20 protein-coding genes are annotated in these 19,785 nt (G+C 41.1%); 1 reads left to right on the forward strand and 19 read right to left on the reverse strand.

The window, feature by feature from the left end; all coding sequences use genetic code 11:
• Positions 1–108: 108 nt before the first annotated feature.
• Genes BI350_RS16280 through BI350_RS16310 form a run of 7 tightly spaced genes read right to left on the reverse strand, consistent with a single transcriptional unit; the run spans position 109 to position 5,102 of the window.
• Positions 109–1,071, reverse strand: coding sequence for a 2-hydroxyacid dehydrogenase (locus tag BI350_RS16280; RefSeq protein ID WP_075529116.1), 963 nt, complete (start codon positions 1,069–1,071; stop codon positions 109–111).
• A 27-nt stretch (positions 1,072–1,098) separates the two neighbouring features.
• A complete protein-coding gene (moaA, locus tag BI350_RS16285) occupies positions 1,099–2,109 on the reverse strand; it encodes a GTP 3',8-cyclase MoaA (protein ID WP_075529117.1) in 1,011 nt (336 codons plus the stop codon).
• Entirely contained in the window at positions 2,102–2,683 is a 582-nt protein-coding gene (mobA, locus tag BI350_RS16290) for a molybdenum cofactor guanylyltransferase (protein WP_075529118.1), read from the reverse strand. The genes moaA and mobA overlap by 8 nt, the downstream gene beginning before the upstream one ends.
• Entirely contained in the window at positions 2,680–2,913 is a 234-nt protein-coding gene (moaD, locus tag BI350_RS16295; RefSeq protein WP_075529119.1) for a molybdopterin converting factor subunit 1, read from the reverse strand. The genes mobA and moaD overlap by 4 nt, the downstream gene beginning before the upstream one ends.
• Positions 2,906–3,355, reverse strand: a complete 450-nt coding sequence (locus BI350_RS16300) for a molybdenum cofactor biosynthesis protein MoaE (RefSeq protein ID WP_075529120.1) — start codon at positions 3,353–3,355, stop codon at positions 2,906–2,908. Before BI350_RS16300 ends, moaD begins: the two co-directional genes overlap by 8 nt.
• Positions 3,352–3,849 (reverse strand): molybdopterin-guanine dinucleotide biosynthesis protein B, encoded by a 498-nt coding sequence (gene mobB, locus BI350_RS16305; RefSeq protein WP_245698357.1) that lies wholly within the window; start codon positions 3,847–3,849, stop codon positions 3,352–3,354. The genes BI350_RS16300 and mobB overlap by 4 nt, the downstream gene beginning before the upstream one ends.
• Positions 3,846–5,102, reverse strand: coding sequence for a molybdopterin molybdotransferase MoeA (locus BI350_RS16310; RefSeq protein ID WP_075529122.1), 1,257 nt, complete (start codon positions 5,100–5,102; stop codon positions 3,846–3,848). Before BI350_RS16310 ends, mobB begins: the two co-directional genes overlap by 4 nt.
• 63 nt (positions 5,103–5,165) lie before the next feature.
• Between BI350_RS16310 and moaC the strand changes: the two genes are divergently transcribed.
• Positions 5,166–5,657, forward strand: coding sequence for a cyclic pyranopterin monophosphate synthase MoaC (gene moaC / locus BI350_RS16315; protein ID WP_075529123.1), 492 nt, complete (start codon positions 5,166–5,168; stop codon positions 5,655–5,657).
• 64 nt (positions 5,658–5,721) lie between these two features.
• Here moaC and BI350_RS16320 read toward each other — a convergent pair whose 3' ends face one another.
• From BI350_RS16320 to BI350_RS16375, 12 genes are all read right to left on the reverse strand, one after another.
• A complete protein-coding gene (locus BI350_RS16320; protein WP_075529124.1) occupies positions 5,722–6,237 on the reverse strand; it encodes a MogA/MoaB family molybdenum cofactor biosynthesis protein in 516 nt (171 codons plus the stop codon).
• A gap of 16 nt (positions 6,238–6,253) precedes the next feature.
• Positions 6,254–7,273: a ThiF family adenylyltransferase gene (locus BI350_RS16325; RefSeq protein ID WP_075529125.1), complete on the reverse strand. Its 1,020-nt coding sequence runs from the start codon at positions 7,271–7,273 to the stop codon at positions 6,254–6,256.
• A 68-nt stretch (positions 7,274–7,341) separates the two neighbouring features.
• Positions 7,342–8,832, reverse strand: coding sequence for an MFS transporter (locus BI350_RS16330; RefSeq protein WP_075529126.1), 1,491 nt, complete (start codon positions 8,830–8,832; stop codon positions 7,342–7,344).
• A 344-nt stretch (positions 8,833–9,176) separates the two neighbouring features.
• Positions 9,177–9,704 carry a hemerythrin domain-containing protein gene (locus BI350_RS16335; protein WP_075529127.1) on the reverse strand — a complete coding sequence of 176 codons (528 nt, stop codon included), beginning with the start codon at positions 9,702–9,704 and terminating at the stop codon, positions 9,177–9,179.
• An 18-nt stretch (positions 9,705–9,722) separates the two neighbouring features.
• Positions 9,723–10,370: a response regulator gene (locus BI350_RS16340; RefSeq protein WP_075529128.1), complete on the reverse strand. Its 648-nt coding sequence runs from the start codon at positions 10,368–10,370 to the stop codon at positions 9,723–9,725.
• Positions 10,371–10,395: 25 nt separating this feature from the next.
• A complete protein-coding gene (locus tag BI350_RS16345; protein WP_075529129.1) occupies positions 10,396–11,445 on the reverse strand; it encodes a sensor histidine kinase in 1,050 nt (349 codons plus the stop codon).
• Positions 11,442–11,906 carry a GAF domain-containing protein gene (locus BI350_RS16350; protein WP_075529130.1) on the reverse strand — a complete coding sequence of 155 codons (465 nt, stop codon included), beginning with the start codon at positions 11,904–11,906 and terminating at the stop codon, positions 11,442–11,444. Before BI350_RS16350 ends, BI350_RS16345 begins: the two co-directional genes overlap by 4 nt.
• A gap of 40 nt (positions 11,907–11,946) precedes the next feature.
• Positions 11,947–12,633, reverse strand: coding sequence for a respiratory nitrate reductase subunit gamma (gene narI, locus BI350_RS16355; RefSeq protein WP_075529131.1), 687 nt, complete (start codon positions 12,631–12,633; stop codon positions 11,947–11,949).
• Positions 12,630–13,196: a nitrate reductase molybdenum cofactor assembly chaperone gene (gene narJ, locus BI350_RS16360; RefSeq protein WP_075529132.1), complete on the reverse strand. Its 567-nt coding sequence runs from the start codon at positions 13,194–13,196 to the stop codon at positions 12,630–12,632. Before narJ ends, narI begins: the two co-directional genes overlap by 4 nt.
• Positions 13,189–14,796 (reverse strand): nitrate reductase subunit beta, encoded by a 1,608-nt coding sequence (gene narH / locus BI350_RS16365; protein WP_075529133.1) that lies wholly within the window; start codon positions 14,794–14,796, stop codon positions 13,189–13,191. Before narH ends, narJ begins: the two co-directional genes overlap by 8 nt.
• Positions 14,786–18,475: a nitrate reductase subunit alpha gene (locus BI350_RS16370; protein WP_075529134.1), complete on the reverse strand. Its 3,690-nt coding sequence runs from the start codon at positions 18,473–18,475 to the stop codon at positions 14,786–14,788. Before BI350_RS16370 ends, narH begins: the two co-directional genes overlap by 11 nt.
• Positions 18,476–18,775: 300 nt before the next feature.
• Positions 18,776–19,777, reverse strand: coding sequence for a ribonucleotide-diphosphate reductase subunit beta (locus BI350_RS16375; RefSeq protein ID WP_075529423.1), 1,002 nt, complete (start codon positions 19,775–19,777; stop codon positions 18,776–18,778).
• Positions 19,778–19,785 lie beyond the last annotated feature (8 nt).

Here is a 19,785-nt window from a genome sequence, read left to right on the forward strand (position 1 = left end):
CTAAATTAAAAAGCCAATTCAAAAGTCTACATGACTGCAGACCATTTGAATTGGCTATTTCTAATGAATTAGTCTGAACTAATTCGTTATGAAGGCCCTCTAAATTTTTTATACAACAACATTCCTCGGAACGCGCCCTTCCAACACATCCATAATCGCTTGCTGGTTCATCTTCATCATCGCAAGACGCGTCTGGATGCTTGCACTTCCGATATGCGGTAAGACTGTTACATTGGGTAATGTTAATAATGGATGGTTTAATGGGACTGGTTCTGTTTCGAAAACATCCAGGCCGGCACCCCAAATATCGCCATTTTTCAATGCTTCGTAAAGGTCTTGTTCATTGACAATGCCACCGCGCGCAACATTTAACAGAATCGCGGTTTTCTTCATTAACCCGAGTTCTCGTTTTGCAATCATATTTTTCGTTTCTTCCGTTAACGGGGCAAAAATGAGTACGAAATCAGACTGCTGTAATAAACTGTCAAGTTCCGCATAGCTAAATCCGTACTTTTCTTCTGCGTCAAGTTTACGCGTACGATTATAATATAAGACGCGCATGTCGAATCCTTTTGCTCGCTTTGCAGCTGCTTCTCCGATTCTGCCCATGCCGATAATGCCTAAAGTAGCGCCAAACACATCCATCCCTGTCAGTTGCATCGGCGCCCAAGAAGTCCATTTACCATCACGTAAGACACGTTCTGCTTCTGTAATGCGTCGTGCTGAAGCGAGGAGTAAGGCAAAAGCAAGGTCCGCAGTCGTTTCTGTTAAAACATCCGGCGTATTTGTTACAGTAATGCCTAGCTCCTTCGCCGCTTCAACATCGATATTATTAAAGCCGACCGCAAGATTCGCAATCACTTTTAAGTTTGGTGCACTCATCATGATTTCTTTTGTAATCTGGTCAGATATCGTTGTCCAAAGTGCGTCTGCCTGTTGCACTTCTTTCTTTAACACATCAACAGGTACTTCAATTTCTTCTTCCTCCCACATACGCACCGTAAACTTTTCGCGCAGTGGTTGGATCGCCTCTTCAGGTAATTTTCTTGTAATAAAAATCGTTTGCTTCAAGTAAATTTCGCCCTTTCCCTAAAAACGTCAGCCGCCAATATACCCCATACCAATTTTTTTACGGTTTATTGCAGTTTGTTCCGTCCGTTCATCTGAATAACGGTCCGTTCGGCGTTCCCAAACATTTTGGATTGCTTCCACAAGTGCTTCGTCTGTTTTCCCACTGCGAATTAACGCCTTTAAGTCAAATCCATCAGAGGCAAATAAACAAGTGAATAGCTTCCCATCAGAGGATAATCTTGCTCGCGTACAAGTTGAACAAAATGATTCTGAAACAGATGTGATAAACCCGACTTCCGCACCGTTGTCTTGATAACGATAACGCTTGGCCACCTCACCGTAGTAATGCTGTTCAGCCGGTTCGATGTCATAAATTTCTCTTAACATATGGTAAATTTCTTTTTTCGTAACGACTTTTTCAAAGCTCCACCCATTGTCGTTTCCGACATCCATAAACTCAATAAAGCGAAGCATAATCCCGCGCTCTTTAAAGTAAGTCGCCATCGGGATAATTTCACTTTCATTGACACCTTTTTCAACGACCATATTAACTTTAATTTCAAAACCAATTTTTTGGGCAAAATCAATATTCGACAAAATAAAGTCTGGTTTTACGCCTCGACCATTTATTGCTCCAAAAATCTCAGGATTTAAAGCGTCTAGACTAATATTTAATCGGCGGAGCCCCGCATCGTAAAGTGCTTGTGCATGTTGGCGAAGTAATACTGCATTCGTTGTAAGTCCAACGTCTTCAATGCCATCAATTTTAAGTAGCTTGCCTACCAATATTGAAATGTCTTTTCGCATCAGTGGTTCCCCACCCGTAATCCGGAGCTTTTTCACACCAAGATCCGCAAATATTTGGGCAAAACGCTCAATCTCCTCAAATGATAATAGCTGGTCCTTCGGTAAAAATGCATAATCATCGCCAAATACCTCTTTTGGCATACAATACGTACACCTAAAATTACAACGATCCGTCACCGATATTCTTAAATCACGAATCGGCCGCCCTAATTTATCAACCATTTCACTCATTTTCTTCACCTCTTTCCAAATCTGTTTCGTAATTTATATTTTTAAAAATCTTATTTGCATGCTTCGTTAATCCATCGCCGTCAACCCATAATATATCGACTTCTTTTAAGAATTTCATCACACTTAACCGCCTTTGTTCTAGCGACTGTTGTAGTTTTTCTTTTACACGCCAATGCCAAACTGATACGAGCGGATGATGGGTGTCGCTAGTTTTAACGGCGATTACATCTTCTTGACGATACGGCATTAACCCTTCAATGACGCTCGCTTCTATATAAGGCATATCACAAGGCAAGATCACATAACGCTTGGCTGCAATAATATTCATCACTGAATAAATTCCAGCAAGTGGGCCGAGACCCGTAAACCGGTCATCATCTGTAATGACATGTAGTTCATTCGAAAAATGTTCTACATGTTCAGGTCTCGTCACAATTACAATCTGATCACAATGCGGTGCTAACGCGGCAGTCGCGTATTCATAGAAGTACTTGTTCCCCATCCGCGCAAATGCTTTCGGGGAACCGAATCTTCTAGATAAACCACCAGCTAATACAATGCCGACAGTCTTCATCCACCACTCACTGGAGGAATAAATGCGCACACATCACCTGTTTGAATCGTATCCTCTTTTAAAGCATACTCTTCATTAATCGCAACATGAATCATATCCTTACCGAATCCGGGATACTTTTCCTCTGCCCAATCGAGTAGTTGCTGAACCGTCATGGAATCTTTATCGATAGTTTCTTCGGATTTCCCAGTTAACTCACGAAGTCGAGCAAAATAATGCACTTTAATCATTCAATTTTCTCCCTTTCGTCGGATATTTTTTCTGCGCACCGATCCATTCTTCCCCGTCTTCCCAGATTTCTTTTTTCCAAATTGGGACGACTTCTTTAATTCGTTCGATTGCGTACTCATTTGCAGCATAGGCCGCCTGTCTATGTGGTGAAGAGACTGCGATTAGTACAGCAATATCTGATATATGTAATTCACCGATTCGATGAACGATTGCAACCTTAATTCCTGGCCACTTCTCTTCCATTTCCGCCCCAATTTCCGCCATTTTTTTCTCCGCCATTGGAACATACGCCTCATAAGATAAATATAACGTACGAACGCCATGTGTCCATTCACGCACGTTCCCCGTAAAAATAGTCACAGCCCCAGCACTTGCGTGGAGAACATAATCTGCGTATTTTTGAATGTCAATTGGCCCTTCTACTATTTCAAATGGCTTCATAAGCCATCCTCCTTTACCCATTGTAAAAACCAATCATCAACTTGGCCTTCATTTGAACGGTCAATTACTTCTACATCTAATTCCATTTTACCATGCCCGATGATGAATTGAATGTCTGACAGTTGTTGTAAATCTTGCCAATCATTATCATCGCGTAATAAAACTACTTTACATCCTTGTTCATTTTTATACCCTTCGATGAGTAACACATCTGGCTGATTTAAGGTCGCCATGTCTATTAATTGCGCGAAACTCGGTTCTTCATTTAATAACATTTGAGCTGTTCCAGCGCCGGCCACGAGAGACAGATCCGCCCCACTTTTAAAAAATTGCATCCCGTCCGTATTTTCGTCGGGCATATTAAGTAACGATGCATGTCCATGGTGCTTCAATACGGAAACCGTCATGCCTTCACTTTTCAACAAACGCACCCAGCGCGAGATCAGCGTTGTCTTGCCACTGTTTTTAAAACCGACGACATGTAAGGTTTTCATAGTTCCCACTGAGCAACGCCTTCTTCAACGCCGAGTAAGAGAACGTCTACTTCCATCCCTTTTGTATAGCCTCTCGTTCCATTCGGGAGAACAATGATACAATTTCCTCTTGCAATGGACGATACCGCGGCCGATTTATTAAAACCAGCTGGTGTAGCAACAGGTCCTTCTTCAGTCATTTCCCAAACAGCACGCACGAAGCGTAAGAATGGATTCGGTTTCGGAAAGTCCTCACCCAGCGTTGCTTTCATTCGAGGTAAATATGGCTTTTTTCCGCCCATCATTTTCAATAATGCAGGACGTGTAAATAATTCAAAGCCTGTAAAACATGCCGACGGATTGCCAGATAATCCAAATAATAAATGACTTCCTAATGTGGCGACAGTCGTCACACTTCCTGGACGCATAGCAACTTTATTGAACAATACTTTAGCACCTAATTTTTCGTAAATGACAGGTAAATAATCATAATCCCCTACCGACACGCCGCCTGTTGTAATAAGGACGTCTGTTTCAGCTAAAGCTTTTTCAACCATTTCCATACAAGCGTCCAGATTATCTCCAAGCATGCCATATGATTTATATTCAATGCCCATTCGCGATAATTGCGCAGCGATCATTGGGCCATTGGAATTCCGAATCTTCCCAGGAGTTAATTCTTCATGAACTTGTAGAAGTTCTGTACCTGTCGCAAGTATGCCAACGACCGGCTTTTTCGCGACTTCTACTTCCGCATAACCAAAAGTTGCAAGAAGTGCAATTGTCCCCGGGTGAATCAATGCTCCCGCTTCAATTAACACTTCTCCTTCTTTCGCGTCTTCACCTTGTACTGCTATATTTTCGCCAGCATCGAATGCTTTTCGAAGTGAAAAAGCGTTCTCCTGCTCTATCGTTTGTTCCAGCATAACGACGGCATCCGCATTTTCTGGGATTGGCGCACCTGTCATAATTCGAACAGCTTCACCTTTTTCTATACCGCGTTTTGCTAAATGACCTGCTCCAATTTCATCAATAACCTGAAAGTGAATCCGATTTTCTCCAGATGCACCTTTTGAATCTTCTGCACGAATCGCAAAACCATCGTATGGTGATCGATCAAATGGCGGAACGTCATGCTTTGCAATAATTGGCTCTTTTAACACACGACCATATGCTTGGTCCAGTGGAATTTTTTCACTTCCACCGATTTGTGCATGGTCCATGACAAGCTGAACAGCTTCTTTCACTGGAATTGGTTTTCTCATTAGTGACATTATCTTAAAACCTCACTTTTCTGCTATACTTTATATAAATCATCCCGAAAGGATTGAATTGTTTTGTCTAAATTAACGCATTTCAATGAACAAGGACGTGCCAAAATGGTTGACGTCTCTCATAAAGCTGAAACGGTACGAGTTGCCATTGCAAAGTCATCCATTATCGTGAATGAAGAAATTCACGCCCAAATTGCCGAAGGAACAAATAAAAAAGGGGATGTCTTTGCTGTTGCACAAATCGCTGCTGTAATGGCTGCGAAAAACACTGCAAACATCATTCCGATGTGCCATCCGCTTCCACTTACTGGCATTGACGTGCAGTTCGACTGGGCAATTGATCATGACAACAATCATTTCGAAATCATCATTCATGCCGAAGTAAAAACGAAAGGTCTTACTGGCGTGGAGATGGAAGCGTTAACTGCCGCTTCAGCCGCTGCGCTAACCATTTACGATATGTGTAAAGCGGTTGGAAAGGAAATGGTTATTGGGCCGACTATGCTTATGAAAAAAACGGGTGGAAAAAACGGAGACTTTGAGCGTCAACTATAAAACAGTTTAATAGAGATGGGCAGTTCGAATTTGAAACGATTTCAAAACGAGTTGCCCATTTCTTTTATTCAATTTTATGTTTGGTAATTTCATGCACGACGTGGTGTAGTTCAGGAAGAACCAGTTTTTTCATCGCTAGTTCTACAGCCTTTACTGAACCTGGCAATATATAAATAACTTTATCTTCAACTATGCCTGCCTCTGCTCGACTTAACAATGATTTTGACCCGACGTCTTCCGTATAACTTAGCATTCTAAATAACTCTCCAAAACCCTTTATATGTTTCGTAAAATACGGCTCAATCGTTTCAGGCGTGATATCCCTGAATCCTAAGCCTGTACCACCCGTTGTAACAATCCCCTGTACATTTGGATTTTCCAACCATTTTTCTATCACTTCTTCAATCTCTTGTTTTTCATCTTTACAAATGGATGATTCCAAAATTTGATGCCCTTCACTTTCAAGCATTTGGCGAATGGTATTGCCCCCACGGTCATTTTCTAGATGACGTGTATCACTTACAGTTAAGACTGCCAAAGCTAATGGTTGGTCCTTGCTATATTCATGATCTTTTGACATAATATGTCCTCCTCTTTCAACCAAAAAATTGGTGATACATCTTCCGTCCTTGTTGAATATCCTTTAATCCGTGAATGAGCAAGCGCCCATTCGCGAAAATAACACATCGATAATCATTTAACATCATTTCCAAGAAATAAGGTGTTTTTTTATAGGGCTGATTCAGGCGCTTGGCGACTGTTTCTACTTCTTCTAAAGTTAGTAAACGGCCTTTATCCGGAATCACTTGCACAGTATCTCGCCCGCAAAGAACCCCGAAACTTGTTCCTGCTTCTTTTTGCAAAGCCGGAAAACTAGGATTGTGTCCACATGTTTCGCATGTATCTCTTTTTAAGCGAGTAATTCCCGCCTCAACACTCGTATTATGCCAACAATCATAGGTCAGCATTTTCGTCCGTATTGTTTCTTTATTTCCCGAAAGCCATTTTAGCGCTTCCGCACTTTGATGGGCTGCCGTTATTTGGACCGCTGGCGCAATGATGCCCGCAGTATCACAAGTCTCATTAACTGCCGGTAGAGCCGGTAATAAACATTGAAAACAAGGAGTTTCTCCTGGTACAAAAGAATAAACTGTACTTAAACTACCAACGCAAGCCCCGTACACCCACGGAATGCCTCTTTTCCAGGCAACGTCATTGATGACTAATCGCGTTTCAAAGTTGTCCGTCGCATCAAGAATAAGATGGACGTTTTTACTAAGTTGTTCCATTAGCGGACCATCGATATGATCCAAAACCGCCTCAATTTCTATATCGGAGCGAATTTTTGTTAAACGACGTTTTGCTGCAATGACTTTTGGCGTCCCATTAATTGCATCTTGTTCCGTAAATAATTGTTGCCTTTGTAAATTAGATGCTTCTACATAATCCCTATCCGCAATGATTAATTTCTTAACACCTGCACGGACTAGCGTTTCAGACGTTGCCGTACCGAGCGCCCCACAACCGATGATAAGGACTGTCGATTCTGTAAGTTTTCGCTGACCTTGATCACCAATCGGCGTAAATAAAGTTTGTCTCGAATAACGTTTTTCCAACTTAAGTGCCTCTTTTCATTTTACAATAGAGTAAGGGCAACCGGTAAATTAACCGAATGCCCTCACTTTCACTCAGGTGTAATGTCCGTAAATGTACCGACGTATCTGAGCACTTCACCAGTTGAATCAGTGACTGTATGGATAGAGAGAAGCTCCAAATACTCTTCTCCGCTTTTCTTCTTATTCCATAACTTTCCTGTCCATTCACCTTCTTGCCCAATTTGTCCCCACATCGTCGTGTAAAACTCAGATGATTGTCTGCCAGAGCTTAAAACATTCGGATTTCGACCAATTACTTCTTCTTCCGCGTAGCCCGTCAATTCGGTAAAGGCAGGGTTAACACTTTCAATAGTCCCTTCCGCATTCGTTACAAGTATCCCTTGTCCCGTGGATTCGAATACATCCGAAGCGAGTTTTAATCGTTCCATATAGTACAACCAAATCACAAGAATTAAACTAACGAGTGCTACTTGGGAAAATGCCATAAACCCAATTGAATACGAGCCTGTCATTGAATAGACGGCAGAGAGTAATAGTGGTGGGAAAAATCCTCCCAAACCACCCATCATCGAAACAATTCCGTTTACAATGCCTGCTTGTTTATTAAAGAATGTCGGAACGAGTTTGAATATCAGTCCATTTCCGGCTCCAGCACAGACCGCGATAATTAAGGATCCGACTGTGTATAAACCAATTGATGGTGAAAACGCAAGAACAACAGCCGCTCCTGTTAATCCTGCAAAACAAACCATAAGCAAATTTAAAGGAGGAAATTTATCCCCAAGCCATCCACCAATTGGGCGAAATGCAGTTGCTAGGACAATAAAACCTGCTGTTCTCATACCAGCATCTACTTTCTCAATACCAAAATACGACACGAGGAAATTCGGTAAAAACACGGTGAACGCTACGAAAGAACCGAATGTAATAAAGTAAAACAATGAAAAGAACCATAATTTCTCATCTTTATAAACACTCTTAATTTGATCCATGATAGGCGCTTTCACTTTTGGTTCTGCCTTATCCCCTAAGAAAAAGTTAAGTGCTGCGAAAATGACTAGTACAATGAGATACAATTTAACAGTCGCTGTCCACCCAATTTGCGTCGCAATGATTGGTGCGGAAAATGTTGATACGGCTGTTCCTAAATTACCAATCCCGTATACCCCATTGACTAAACCATGTTTTTCTTTTGGGTAATACTTTGGCAGCGACGTTACACCGACGGAAAATACCGCTCCGCCTATCCCTAAAAACGTTCCACCAATAATTAAATCCATGAAGGATGATGCAGCGCTAATGTAAAACACCGGAAACAACAATATAATAAAACTAATCAAAAATACTAATCTAGCACCGATTATATTGGCATAGTATCCAAATGGAATACGCAAAACTGAGCCAAGCACAATCGGTAGAGCTGTCACAATTGCTAATCTCTCTGCGGGAATCGAAATATCTTCCACAATAAAAGGTAATAGAGAAGAGATTAATACCCATACCGCAAATCCAACTGTTAAGTTTAAGGTTTGTAACGGCAATTGAGCTTTCTTAATCAAGCAAATCACCTACTTATTTTTTAGTCATAAATGATTTTTGTTATATCTTTATTATTTTAGTAATCAATTCCACATTTAACATTACTACGTTAAATCATGAACAATGTTGATTTCCGTTCCGGGCGGACGCTTTCCGTGGGGCCGGCGGTAAGCCTCCTCAGTCGCTTCGCTCCCTGCGGGGTCTTACCTGTCCGGCTAATCCCACAGGAGTCGCCGCCCTCCACTACAATCAACGAAAATCCCACTGTACATGAACATCCAAGCATATCATTACCCCAACATAGCACTTCGTTAAGAGCGACTAAATTAGAAATACCCCTATTTTTGATAGGGAGCACTCCTTATCATATAATCGGCGTATACAACTGCTCATAAAGTTTGTCTTGTTCTTCAATACGTAAAATATTATCTACCATTGGAAATAGAATAGATTCCTCTTTCACAAAGTGCACGGTCAATACTTCAAATGCCTCTGCAGCATCATTCACTACTTGCTGCATATCTTCCATCGTAAAATGACTGACATCTCCCAGAGTATGATGGAGAAAATGTCCAATATACGCATCGATTTCTTCGTGCTCTTCTTCGGTTGCCTGAACTGGTCCTTGCTCATCTCCGACATACTGGGCAAGCATTGGGAATAAAAACTCTTCCTCTTTTTCAGTGTGATTTTTTAACGGTTCGATAAATTCTACAATTAACCTTCTAAGAGATTGTAATGCTTCATGGCCTTCTTCAACTGTATAAACATTCCGCTCAAAAGCTAGGACAATCGTATGCCATTCATCCATTAAGTAAGACAAATACTGATGTTCATTTTCCAATACCCTTAGGGCTGGAAGCGAAAACTTAAATTTAGCTGTCTTAGCCATTAGAGACGCACCTTCCTTTTAAAAATTTAACAACTTTTTTCGAAGTGCATATTCAAGCAGTTCGGGTCGATTTTTTAAGTTTAACTTTTCCATAATACGGGATTTATGGGCTTCGACTGTTTTGACCGAAATAAACAATTTTTCAGCGATATCTTTATTGCCGTATCCTTTTGCGGCAAGCGGTAATACTTCAATTTCCCGTTTCGTTAATATTTTAAATGGGTCATCTTCCAGGGTCTCTATATCATGTTTGACGAACTCACGGACAAGTGATGTAGCCATCGTTGGATGAATATACGTATCGCCACTATGTACGGTACGAATCGCTGACAATAGTTCTTCATCCGGTGCATTTTTCAATACATATCCTGATGCACCATTTCTCAATACATGAAATAAATATTCTTCATCATCATGCATCGTTAAAATCAAAATTTTAGTCTCTGGAAAATCCTCATGAATTTTACCCGTTGCGATTAGACCACTTTCTCCAGGCGGCATGCTTAGATCCATCAATATAACGTCAGGTCGATGTTTCGCGACTAAGGCATAAGCTTCTAGTCCGTCAGCTGCTGTCGCTACCACTTCCATATCCTCTTGAAAATTTAAAATATGCATAAAACCACTTCGGACAACGGCATGGTCATCCGCGATAATGATCTTCAATTAATTCGTTCACTCCTTTCAAACACTATTGAAGCGGGACTTTTAAGCAAATCCGTGTTCCTTCTTCCACTTTCGACTGAATGATTAATCGGCCTCCAACAAGTTCGGCACGTTCTCTCATCCCATATAAACCAAGACCGGTTCCTTTTGAATGGCCCTCGTTAATATCGAATCCGATCCCTTCATCTTCTACATGCAGTTCAAGGTTGCCCTCCTGTTCGAAGAGACTTACTGCAATCAAATCTGTTCCCGCATATTTTACCGCATTGAAAACTGCCTCTTGACACACACGGTAAACAACCGTTTCAATTTCCCCTTCGTATCGTTTTTCTTGTAAATTCGCAGTGAACTCAATCACTAACCCATAATTCTTTTCAATCCATTTAAAATGAGTTCTAAAAGCTGCCTCTAACCCTAAATCATCTAAGGTAGCTGGCCTTAGTTCTACAGATAGATGACGAATATCTTCAAGAAGTCGCATCAAAGAACCTTCTGTTTGCTGAATCTTCTTCAATGCTTTATCGTCAATTTCCATATATTTTAATACCCGTAAATCAATGACCGCGCTTAACATTTCTTGTGCAACACTATCATGGAGTTCGCGGGAAATTCGTTTTCTTTCATCTTCTTGCGCTTTAATAATTCTCTTTGTCATTGTACTTTGATATAAGGCCTCTTGTGTTGCAAGTTGCTTTGTTGAATCACGAAGCATAAGCAAGCGTATGCCATTTTCCTCATCAATCGTTTGGTAACTCGCCATGTACGGAATTACGCCTTTCCCTGTTGTATCTAAATATACTTGGAAGGAACTAAAATCAGCCGACGGATTCGATAAATAGCAAGAAACGCAAGTTCGCAGTTCTTGTTCACTCGTATACCCTTTACAAGATAGACAGATTGCCTTCCTTTCTCCACCCATCATGCGTTTTACAACTTCGGTGTCTAAAATTTTTTCAGCTACTCGATTCATTGCGATTACTCTCTTCGAACGATCAAAAAAGAAAATAGCCTCACCTGAGTTGTCGTACATTTTCATTAATAAACTTGTCAATTGATTATTCAGTAGCTCTGTCATTCTTCCACCATCTCCAAATGGTAATACGGACTGAACGTTGGAACCGCTTCACTTTTGAATTGTTCAAAAAGGTCAGGCGTTACTCCCCGGTCATCACGGAAAGCAACGAGAAGTACACCCTTTACACGATTATCTTTATATAGCGGAATCGCTCCAAAGCTAGTCAGCGATTCCGCAATTAGAATTGGATAGTTAAATAAGTGTGTTTGCCCTATTTCACTTTCTACATTCTCAACTAGGAAAGGCTTTCCTGTTTTAAATACATTGCCTGCGATTCCTTTGCCCGACTGTAAAACGATTCTTTTATACCGGTCACTTTTGTTTCCAAGTACATGCTCCCATTTTAATACATACCGAAGTTCTGCTGATTGCACGAGCGCTAAGGCGATAAAGTCAAAGTGGAATTTGTCTTTTATTTTTTTAAGTGCTTGTTCATAGTTGAACGGTGTTTGGTCACGCATATTGATTTCTCCCATTCTTGAAAAAGCACGTACGCATTTTTCAATTAGTATTCTGACGATGTCTTCTATATATAATATAACTTCTTTCTAGATAATTTAATGGTACACTCCAGACGTGAACTAGTCTTGTAAATGGCCATATTGCCGTTATTAGAAAACCAGATAAGATATGGAGTTGGAAGGCAAGTGGAACACTCGACATAAAGCTAGCTTCTGGTTGGAAAATTAATAACTTACGAAACCAAATCGAGATTGATTCGCGATAATCAAAATCAGGTTGCGTAATACTTGTACCAATCACACTGTACATCCCGATAAACACGATAAAAAGTAACAATGCATTTACAATTAAATCCGAAGCAGACGATAATTCACGCACACTTTTTATCGTAAAACGACGCGACGTTAATATAAGCATACCTAAAAACGTCACAACGCCAAAGAATCCACCTACCCAAAAGGCACCCATATGGTAAAGCCCATCACTGATTCCAACTGCACGTGTCCATTCTTTTGGAACACCAAGACCTACAACATGCCCTGCAATGACAGGAATAATCCCGATATGGAATAATAAACTTCCAATCATCAATTGTTTCTTTTCAATAAACTCACTAGATTTCGCTGTCCAGCCAAATTGATCAGTTCGCCATCTGAAAATATGGCCGACGATAAAAATCGCAATACATAGATACGGAAAAATAACCCAAAGAAATTGCTCCATCATGGCCGCTGCGCCTCCTGACGTATACAAGACTTAAATGTTTCCCTCAATCCTCTGACTAAATATAAATAGGGACTATTATACTTTTCGAGCGCTTTTAATAAATGATAAGTACCGTCTTCCATCACCGCTAAAAGCATCCCGAAACTCCTTGGGGCTCTGTCATCCCCTACCCATTCAGCCGCGTAGATGAACTCACACATTAAAGGAAGATAATCAGATAACTCACTATTAGGCATACTCAAACCAAACATTTCATATAAAACCTTCAACCTAGCAAGCATCTGTCCGCGATCTTTTGCATCTTCATACTTTACATAAGTCATGAACAAAGTCGTTTCCTTTTGGAAATCGAAGGTGTATGTATACATTTCCTTAATTTCCTCAAGGCTGTATTTATGCATTTCATCCCAATAAATCTTTAAATCTTCATACGCTGGGTGAGAAGAGTCCACAGACTCTTCAAACACCAACGGATGATAGGTAAGTTTTTCGGGGTACGTAAGTTGATTTGCAAAGAAGCCAAAGATATGTTTTTCTTCATATAACTTCGCTAAATCAATCACGCCAAATCCCCCCGTAGAAGTTCTCTTCATAAATTTGTTTGCCTGTTTTCTTTGGTGCAACTGGGCCGCAGCCATCACAACTGCCATCTTCCATAGGAACTGTTGCCGCATAACTATATGGGCTTTCAGTCATGCCCATACTGTAATCGCCCATTTCCTCATATCCAGTTGAACCTTGTGCACGATATGCATTCATATGCTTCGTTCTTGTCGAGGTTGGAATGACAAAACGATCTTCATATTTTGCAATCGCTAGGAGACGATACATTTGCTTGGTTTGATTTGCCGTTAATCCTACTCTATCAAGACGCGACTCATCAAAATCTTGGCCAGAGGACAGTGCTCTCATATAAGACCTCATCATAGCCATACGTTGCAACGCTTCTTTCACGGTCTCCGTATCTCCTGCCGTCAACATATTTGCTAAGTACTGAATAGGAATACGCATTTCTTCAATTGCCGGGAAAATTGCATCCGGATTTTTTATTGAATCTTTCCCTTCAAAGTAGTTCATGATTGGACTTAACGGTGGCACATACCAAACCATTGGAAGTGTCCGATACTCTGGATGTAATGGGAATGCAAGTTTATATTCGATTGCTAATTTATAAACTGGTGAATTTTGTGCTGCCTCAAGCCATTCTTCCGTAATCCCGTCTTTACGCGCCTGTTCAATCACTTCAGGGTCATGCGGGTCAAGAAATAAGTCACATTGCGCTTGATATAAATCTTGTTCATTAGGCGTGGAAGCCGCTTCCAATACGCGGTCCGCATCGTATAGTAAGACGCCTAAATAGCGAATACGCCCAGTACATGTCTCTGAACAAACTGTTGGTAATCCCGACTCAACACGCGGGAAACAGAATGTACATTTTTCCGCTTTATTTGTTTTCCAATTGAAGTAAACTTTCTTATATGGACACCCGGTCATACAGTAGCGCCAGCCACGACAAGCTTCTTGATCAACAAGGACAATTCCATCCTCATCGCGTTTATACATTGCGCCTGATGGACAAGATGCAACACATGATGGATTCAAACAATGTTCGCAAAGTCTTGGCAAGTACATCATAAATGCTTTTTCAAAATTAAATTTGATTTCTTCTTCAATTTTTTCGATGTTTGGATCATTGGGCCCTGTAATATGAGCACCTGCCAACTGGTCTTCCCAGTTTGGTCCCCATTCTAGGTCCATATATTCACCAGTTACAGCGGATTTCGCACGCGCTACAGGCGTGTGTTCACTTTCTCCCGCCATCGTTAATTTTTCATAGTCATATGTCCATGGCTCATAGTAATCTTTCATTTCAGGCATGTCAGGGTTATAGAATATTTTACCTAATGCTATTTTCGATAATTTTGAACCTGACTTTAATTCTAGTTTCCCTTTTTTATTAAGGTGCCAACCACCTTTGTAGTGTTTTTGGTCTTCCCATCGTTTCGGGTAACCAATTCCTGGCTTTGTTTCAACGTTATTAAACCACATATATTCAGCACCTTCACGATTCGTCCATGTGGATTTACATGTCACACTACATGTATGACACCCAATACATTTATCTAAATTCATAACCATTGCAACTTGCGCTTTAATCTTCAAGCCAATTTACCTCCTTCATTTTGCGGACTGCGACATAAACGTCCCGCTGATTTCCGATTGGTCCATAATAGTTAAACCCGTAACTTAATTGCGCATAACCACCAACCATTTGCGTTGGTTTCATATGAATCCGTGTCGGTGCGTTATGACTTCCGCCGCGTGTTTCTGTAATTTTAGAACCTGGAACTTGAATATGTTTATCTTGCGCATGGTACATAAACATTGTCCCTTTCGGCATTCTATGACTCACAACAGCACGGGCGGTCACTACACCATTTCGGTTATAAACTTCAAGCCATTGATTGTCATCAATATCATGTTCTCTTGCATCTTCATCAGAAATCCAGACGGTTGGTCCACCACGGAAAAGAGTCAACATATGTTGATTGTCCTGATAAGTTGAGTGAATATTCCACTTACCGTGCGGTGTCAAGTATCTTAGTACAAGAGAATCTTGCCCACCGATAATTTGTTTATCACGCGGTCCAAATACCATTGGCGGCAATGTTGGTTTAAAGACAGGTAATGCTTCTCCAAAGTCTAGGAATAATTCATGGTCAATGTAGAAGTGTTGTCTTCCTGTCAACGTTCTAAATGGGACGAGTCTTTCGATATTCGTTGTGAACGGTGAATAGCGTCTTCCCAATTTATTCGATCCTGAAAACACAGGCGTTGGAATTACTTCGCGCGGTTGTGCAGTAATGTCAGCAAACGTAAATCTCTCAGCTGTTCTATCCGCAGAAATATCTTTCAACTCTACTCCGGTCATGTCTTCCGCCACTTCGAATGCCTTTTGTGAAACTTTCCCATTTGTTGCAGATGATAACGTTAAAATTGCTTCTGCCACTTGTTTGGCAGTATGCAATTTTGGTAGTCCATTTTTAATCGACTCATCAAAATAGGTTCCATTTATACTCTTCATTAATTCATATTCTTCTGCCACCGAGAAGCTAACACCGTGAGCGCCTACTTTTCCTGTTGCAAGTAGCGGTCCTAGCGTGATGTATTTATCATACACTTGCGTATAATCACGCTCGACAATCGTCATCGCAGGCATTGTTTTACCCGGAATTGCCTCAACTTCGCCTTTTTTCCAATCCTTTACTGTCCCGTAAGGTTGCGCAATTTCTTGAGCAGAATCGTGCGCAAGTGGAGTTGTGACTAGATCTTTATATACACCAGGCAAATGCGTCTTAGCCATTGCGGAAAACGCTTCTGCAATCGAGCGGTAAATATCCCAGTCAGAACGTGCTTCCCAAAGCGGATCTACAGCAGGATTGAACGGATGAACAAATGGGTGCATATCCGTTGACGATAAATCATGCTTTTCATACCAAGTCGCCGCCGGTAGCACGATATCCGCATACATTGGTGTGGCCGTCATGCGGAAGTCAATTGCGACAAGTAAATCAAGTTTCCCTTCAACATCTTCTCGCCAAGCCATTTCTTCCGGTTTCAAATCTTCGTTTGGCATAGCGAGCAACCCATCAGATGCACCGAATAAATGCTTCATGAAGTACTCTTGCCCCTTCGCAGAACTGGAAACTAGATTTGAACGCCAGACAAATAATGAACGTGGGAAGTTTTCCGGTGCTCCCGGATCTTCCGCAGCAAATTCGGTTTTACCAGATGTTAATTGTTCAACTGTATATTCTACAATTTCTTCAGTTGTTACTTTGCCTTCTTTCGCCGCATCCTCTGCGAAAGTTAAGCTATTTTTATTAAACTGTGGATAAGATGGTAACCATCCTAATCTAGCCGCTAGCACGTTATAATCGGCTGGATGTTCATAACGGGCCTTACCAGCAGTTGGTGACATGAGTAGATCTGCTCCCATTTCTTCATATTTCCATTGATCAGTCGCGAAATAGAAGAAGGATGTTGCGTTTTGTAATCGAGGCGGAGCTTGCCAATCTCTTGCAAAAGCAACCGTAGCCCACCCTTCAATCGGACGACATTTCTCCTGCCCTACGTAATGCGCCCAACCGCCGCCGTTTACACCTTGTGAAGCAGTTAACGTGACAAGGTTTAAAATCGATCTGTAAATCGTATCACTGTTAAACCAGTGGTTAATTCCAGCGCCCATAATAATCATCGAACGTCCACCTGTATCAATTGCATTCTGAGCAAATTCATGCGCAATTTGAGTAACGAGTTCTGGCTTTACGTCTGTAATCTTCTCTTGCCAAGCAGGCGTGTATAATGACTCCGCGTCATCGTAACCTGAAGCCTCTAGCTCACTGCCAATTCGATTAATACCGTACTGACTAAGCATCAAATCGTACACAGTCGTCACAAGACGTTCTTGACCATCTCCACACTTAATTTTTTTAACTGGAATAGGTCTTTTAAAAGTTCCGTTTGCAACGTTGTCGAAATAAGGGAAGACAATTTCTTTCCATTCCGCGCCGTGATCTGCGATAGATAATGCGGGTTCGACTTTCGTACCGTCTTCGTTTTCTAAAATTAAATTCCATTTTGCATCGTCTTCCCAACGTTGGCCCATTGTACCGTTTGGAACGATGATTTCATCTGCTGCCTTGTCAAAAATGACCGGCTTCCATTCCGCGTTTTGTGAATCCTTCCCTAAATCACTTGCACGCAAGAAACGTCCCGCTTTATAAGCGCCCTCATGTTCTTCCATTAAAATTAAAAATGGCATATCTGTATATTGTTTCGCGTAATTCAAGAATAGTGGCTCTTGTCGTTTTTGATAGAATTCATCTAAAATAACATGTGTCATCGCCTGTGCAACAGCAGCATCTGTACCTGGATGTGCTGCAATCCAATCGTCGGCATGAACAACGCTTTCCGCATAATCTGGTGCTACGGAAACAACTTTCGTTCCTTTATAACGGACTTCTGTTAAGAAGTGAGCGTCTGGCGTTCTCGTAAGCGGTACGTTTGAACCCCACATAATAATATAGCCAGAGTTATACCAATCACTTGATTCTGGTACGTCCGTCTGCTCTCCCCAAATTTGTGGGGAAGAAGGCGGTAAATCTGCATACCAGTCATAGAAACTAAGCATTTCTCCGCCAAGCAACGATATGAAACGCGCGCCTGAAGCATAACTAACCATGGACATAGCAGGAATTGGCGTAAAACCAGCAATTCGGTCAGGCCCATATTGTTGAATTGTATAAATTAGTTGAGCTGCAATCATAATTGTTGCATCACGCCAATCTACACGAACATGGCCACCTTTCCCACGCGCTTTTTTATAGTCATTTGCTTTTTCTGGATCTTCTACGATACTTGCCCATGCTTTAACAGGATCTTTTAATTCAGAAACAGCTTTTGTCCACAAACGCCACAACTTTCCTCGTATGTATGGATGCTTTACTCTGAGCGGACTGTATTCATACCAAGAAAACGATGCCCCACGCGGACAGCCCCGCGGTTCAAACTCCGGCATGTCAGGGCCACAAGAAGGGTAGTCAATTTGCTGGTTTTCCCACGTAATAATTCCGTTCTTCACAAACACTTTCCAACTACAAGAACCCGTACAGTTTACCCCGTGTGTTGTTCGGACGACTTTATCGTGCGACCAACGTTTCCGATACATATCTTCCCAATCCCTGCTCTTTTCGTCTAAAATCGACCAATTTCCTGAAAATTTTTCAATCGGTTTGAAGTATTTAAAATCAAACTTTCTGTTACGTTTCTGTTTTTGCATTAGAACTAACAGCTCCTTCTCGTATGAATGACAAATTCCAATACTCTCTCAAACTAATTCGACATATCTTTATATCTAACAATTACTCTCTGTTTTAATTGTAAAAAAGTTTATAATATTTTCCCATTAGGGAAAGTCCTATTTTCTTTCAGGTCTACCCTAATTAAATTGTTTGCAACTAGAACTACCGTAATTTTCGATAAACCCTGGAGGTCATTTGTAGGCTAGTGCTAACACAGCATTTTTTCACACGCACAAAAAATGCACCCAAGCTTAAGCTGGATGCATGTAGAATAAATTTTATAAATCGTCAAAACCATTTAAATCACTCGTTTTAACATATTGCCTGGATGCTTGTTCAAAGAAATCTGTTTTTGTATCGTCAAAACTATCGACGTAAGCCTTTATCCAACGCATTGGATTTTTTGTATACTCCGGATATAGCTCACTCAAACCGAGCATTCTTAACATTTTATTGGCACGATACTTTATGTATCCTGCCATTTCATCAATGTCAATGCCGTCAATAGCTCCCAGAACGTAACGACTCCAAATAATTTCCTGTTCTACGGAATGGTCGAATTGGTCATACACCCAAGCGGTAAAGCCTTCCGTATTATAGCTTGGGTTTTCAGCCAATGTTGCACGGAAGATGTCGCTAATGGCACGTCCATGCTGCAATTCATCGCGATTGATATATGAAATCATCGTTGAAGTCCCGACCATTTTTTGATTGCGCGCCAAATTGTAGAAAAATGCAAAGCCGCTATAGAAAAACAAACCTTCTAATAATGTCGTATAAACCATGGCTTTTAACGCAGAGCCAATAGATGGTCTTTCCGCGAATTCATTGTAAACTTCAACAATTCGCTTATTCCTGCGCATTAATACTTCATCTGTACGTCCCATCTCGAATGATTCGACTTGTTTATCGTATGTTGTTACTGACGAAAGCACATACGCATAACTGTGGTTATGCTCGCTTTCTTGATCAGCAATCGTCGCCATTAGAGATTTCACCGATGGGTCTGTTGAGAAATGGGACAATCTTGCCGCAATATCCGTTTGCGGTCCGTCAAGTGTTGCCAGCAATCCGATGATTTTCAAAAAGGCATCTTGCTCCGCCGCCGTTAACGTCGGAAACTGTTTTACATCTTGCGTCATATCTACCTCATTCGCTGTCCAAAACAGTGATCGAATCTTTTGTCTCAATGTGTAAAAATGCGGATACTTTAGGTCATTCCAATTTAAGATGCCACTCGCTTTTCCACCAAAAATGGCTGTTGATTTATTTGGATGCATAGGATCTA

This window comes from Sporosarcina ureilytica (genome assembly GCF_001753205.1).
GTDB classification, from domain to species: domain Bacteria; phylum Bacillota; class Bacilli; order Bacillales_A; family Planococcaceae; genus Sporosarcina; species Sporosarcina ureilytica.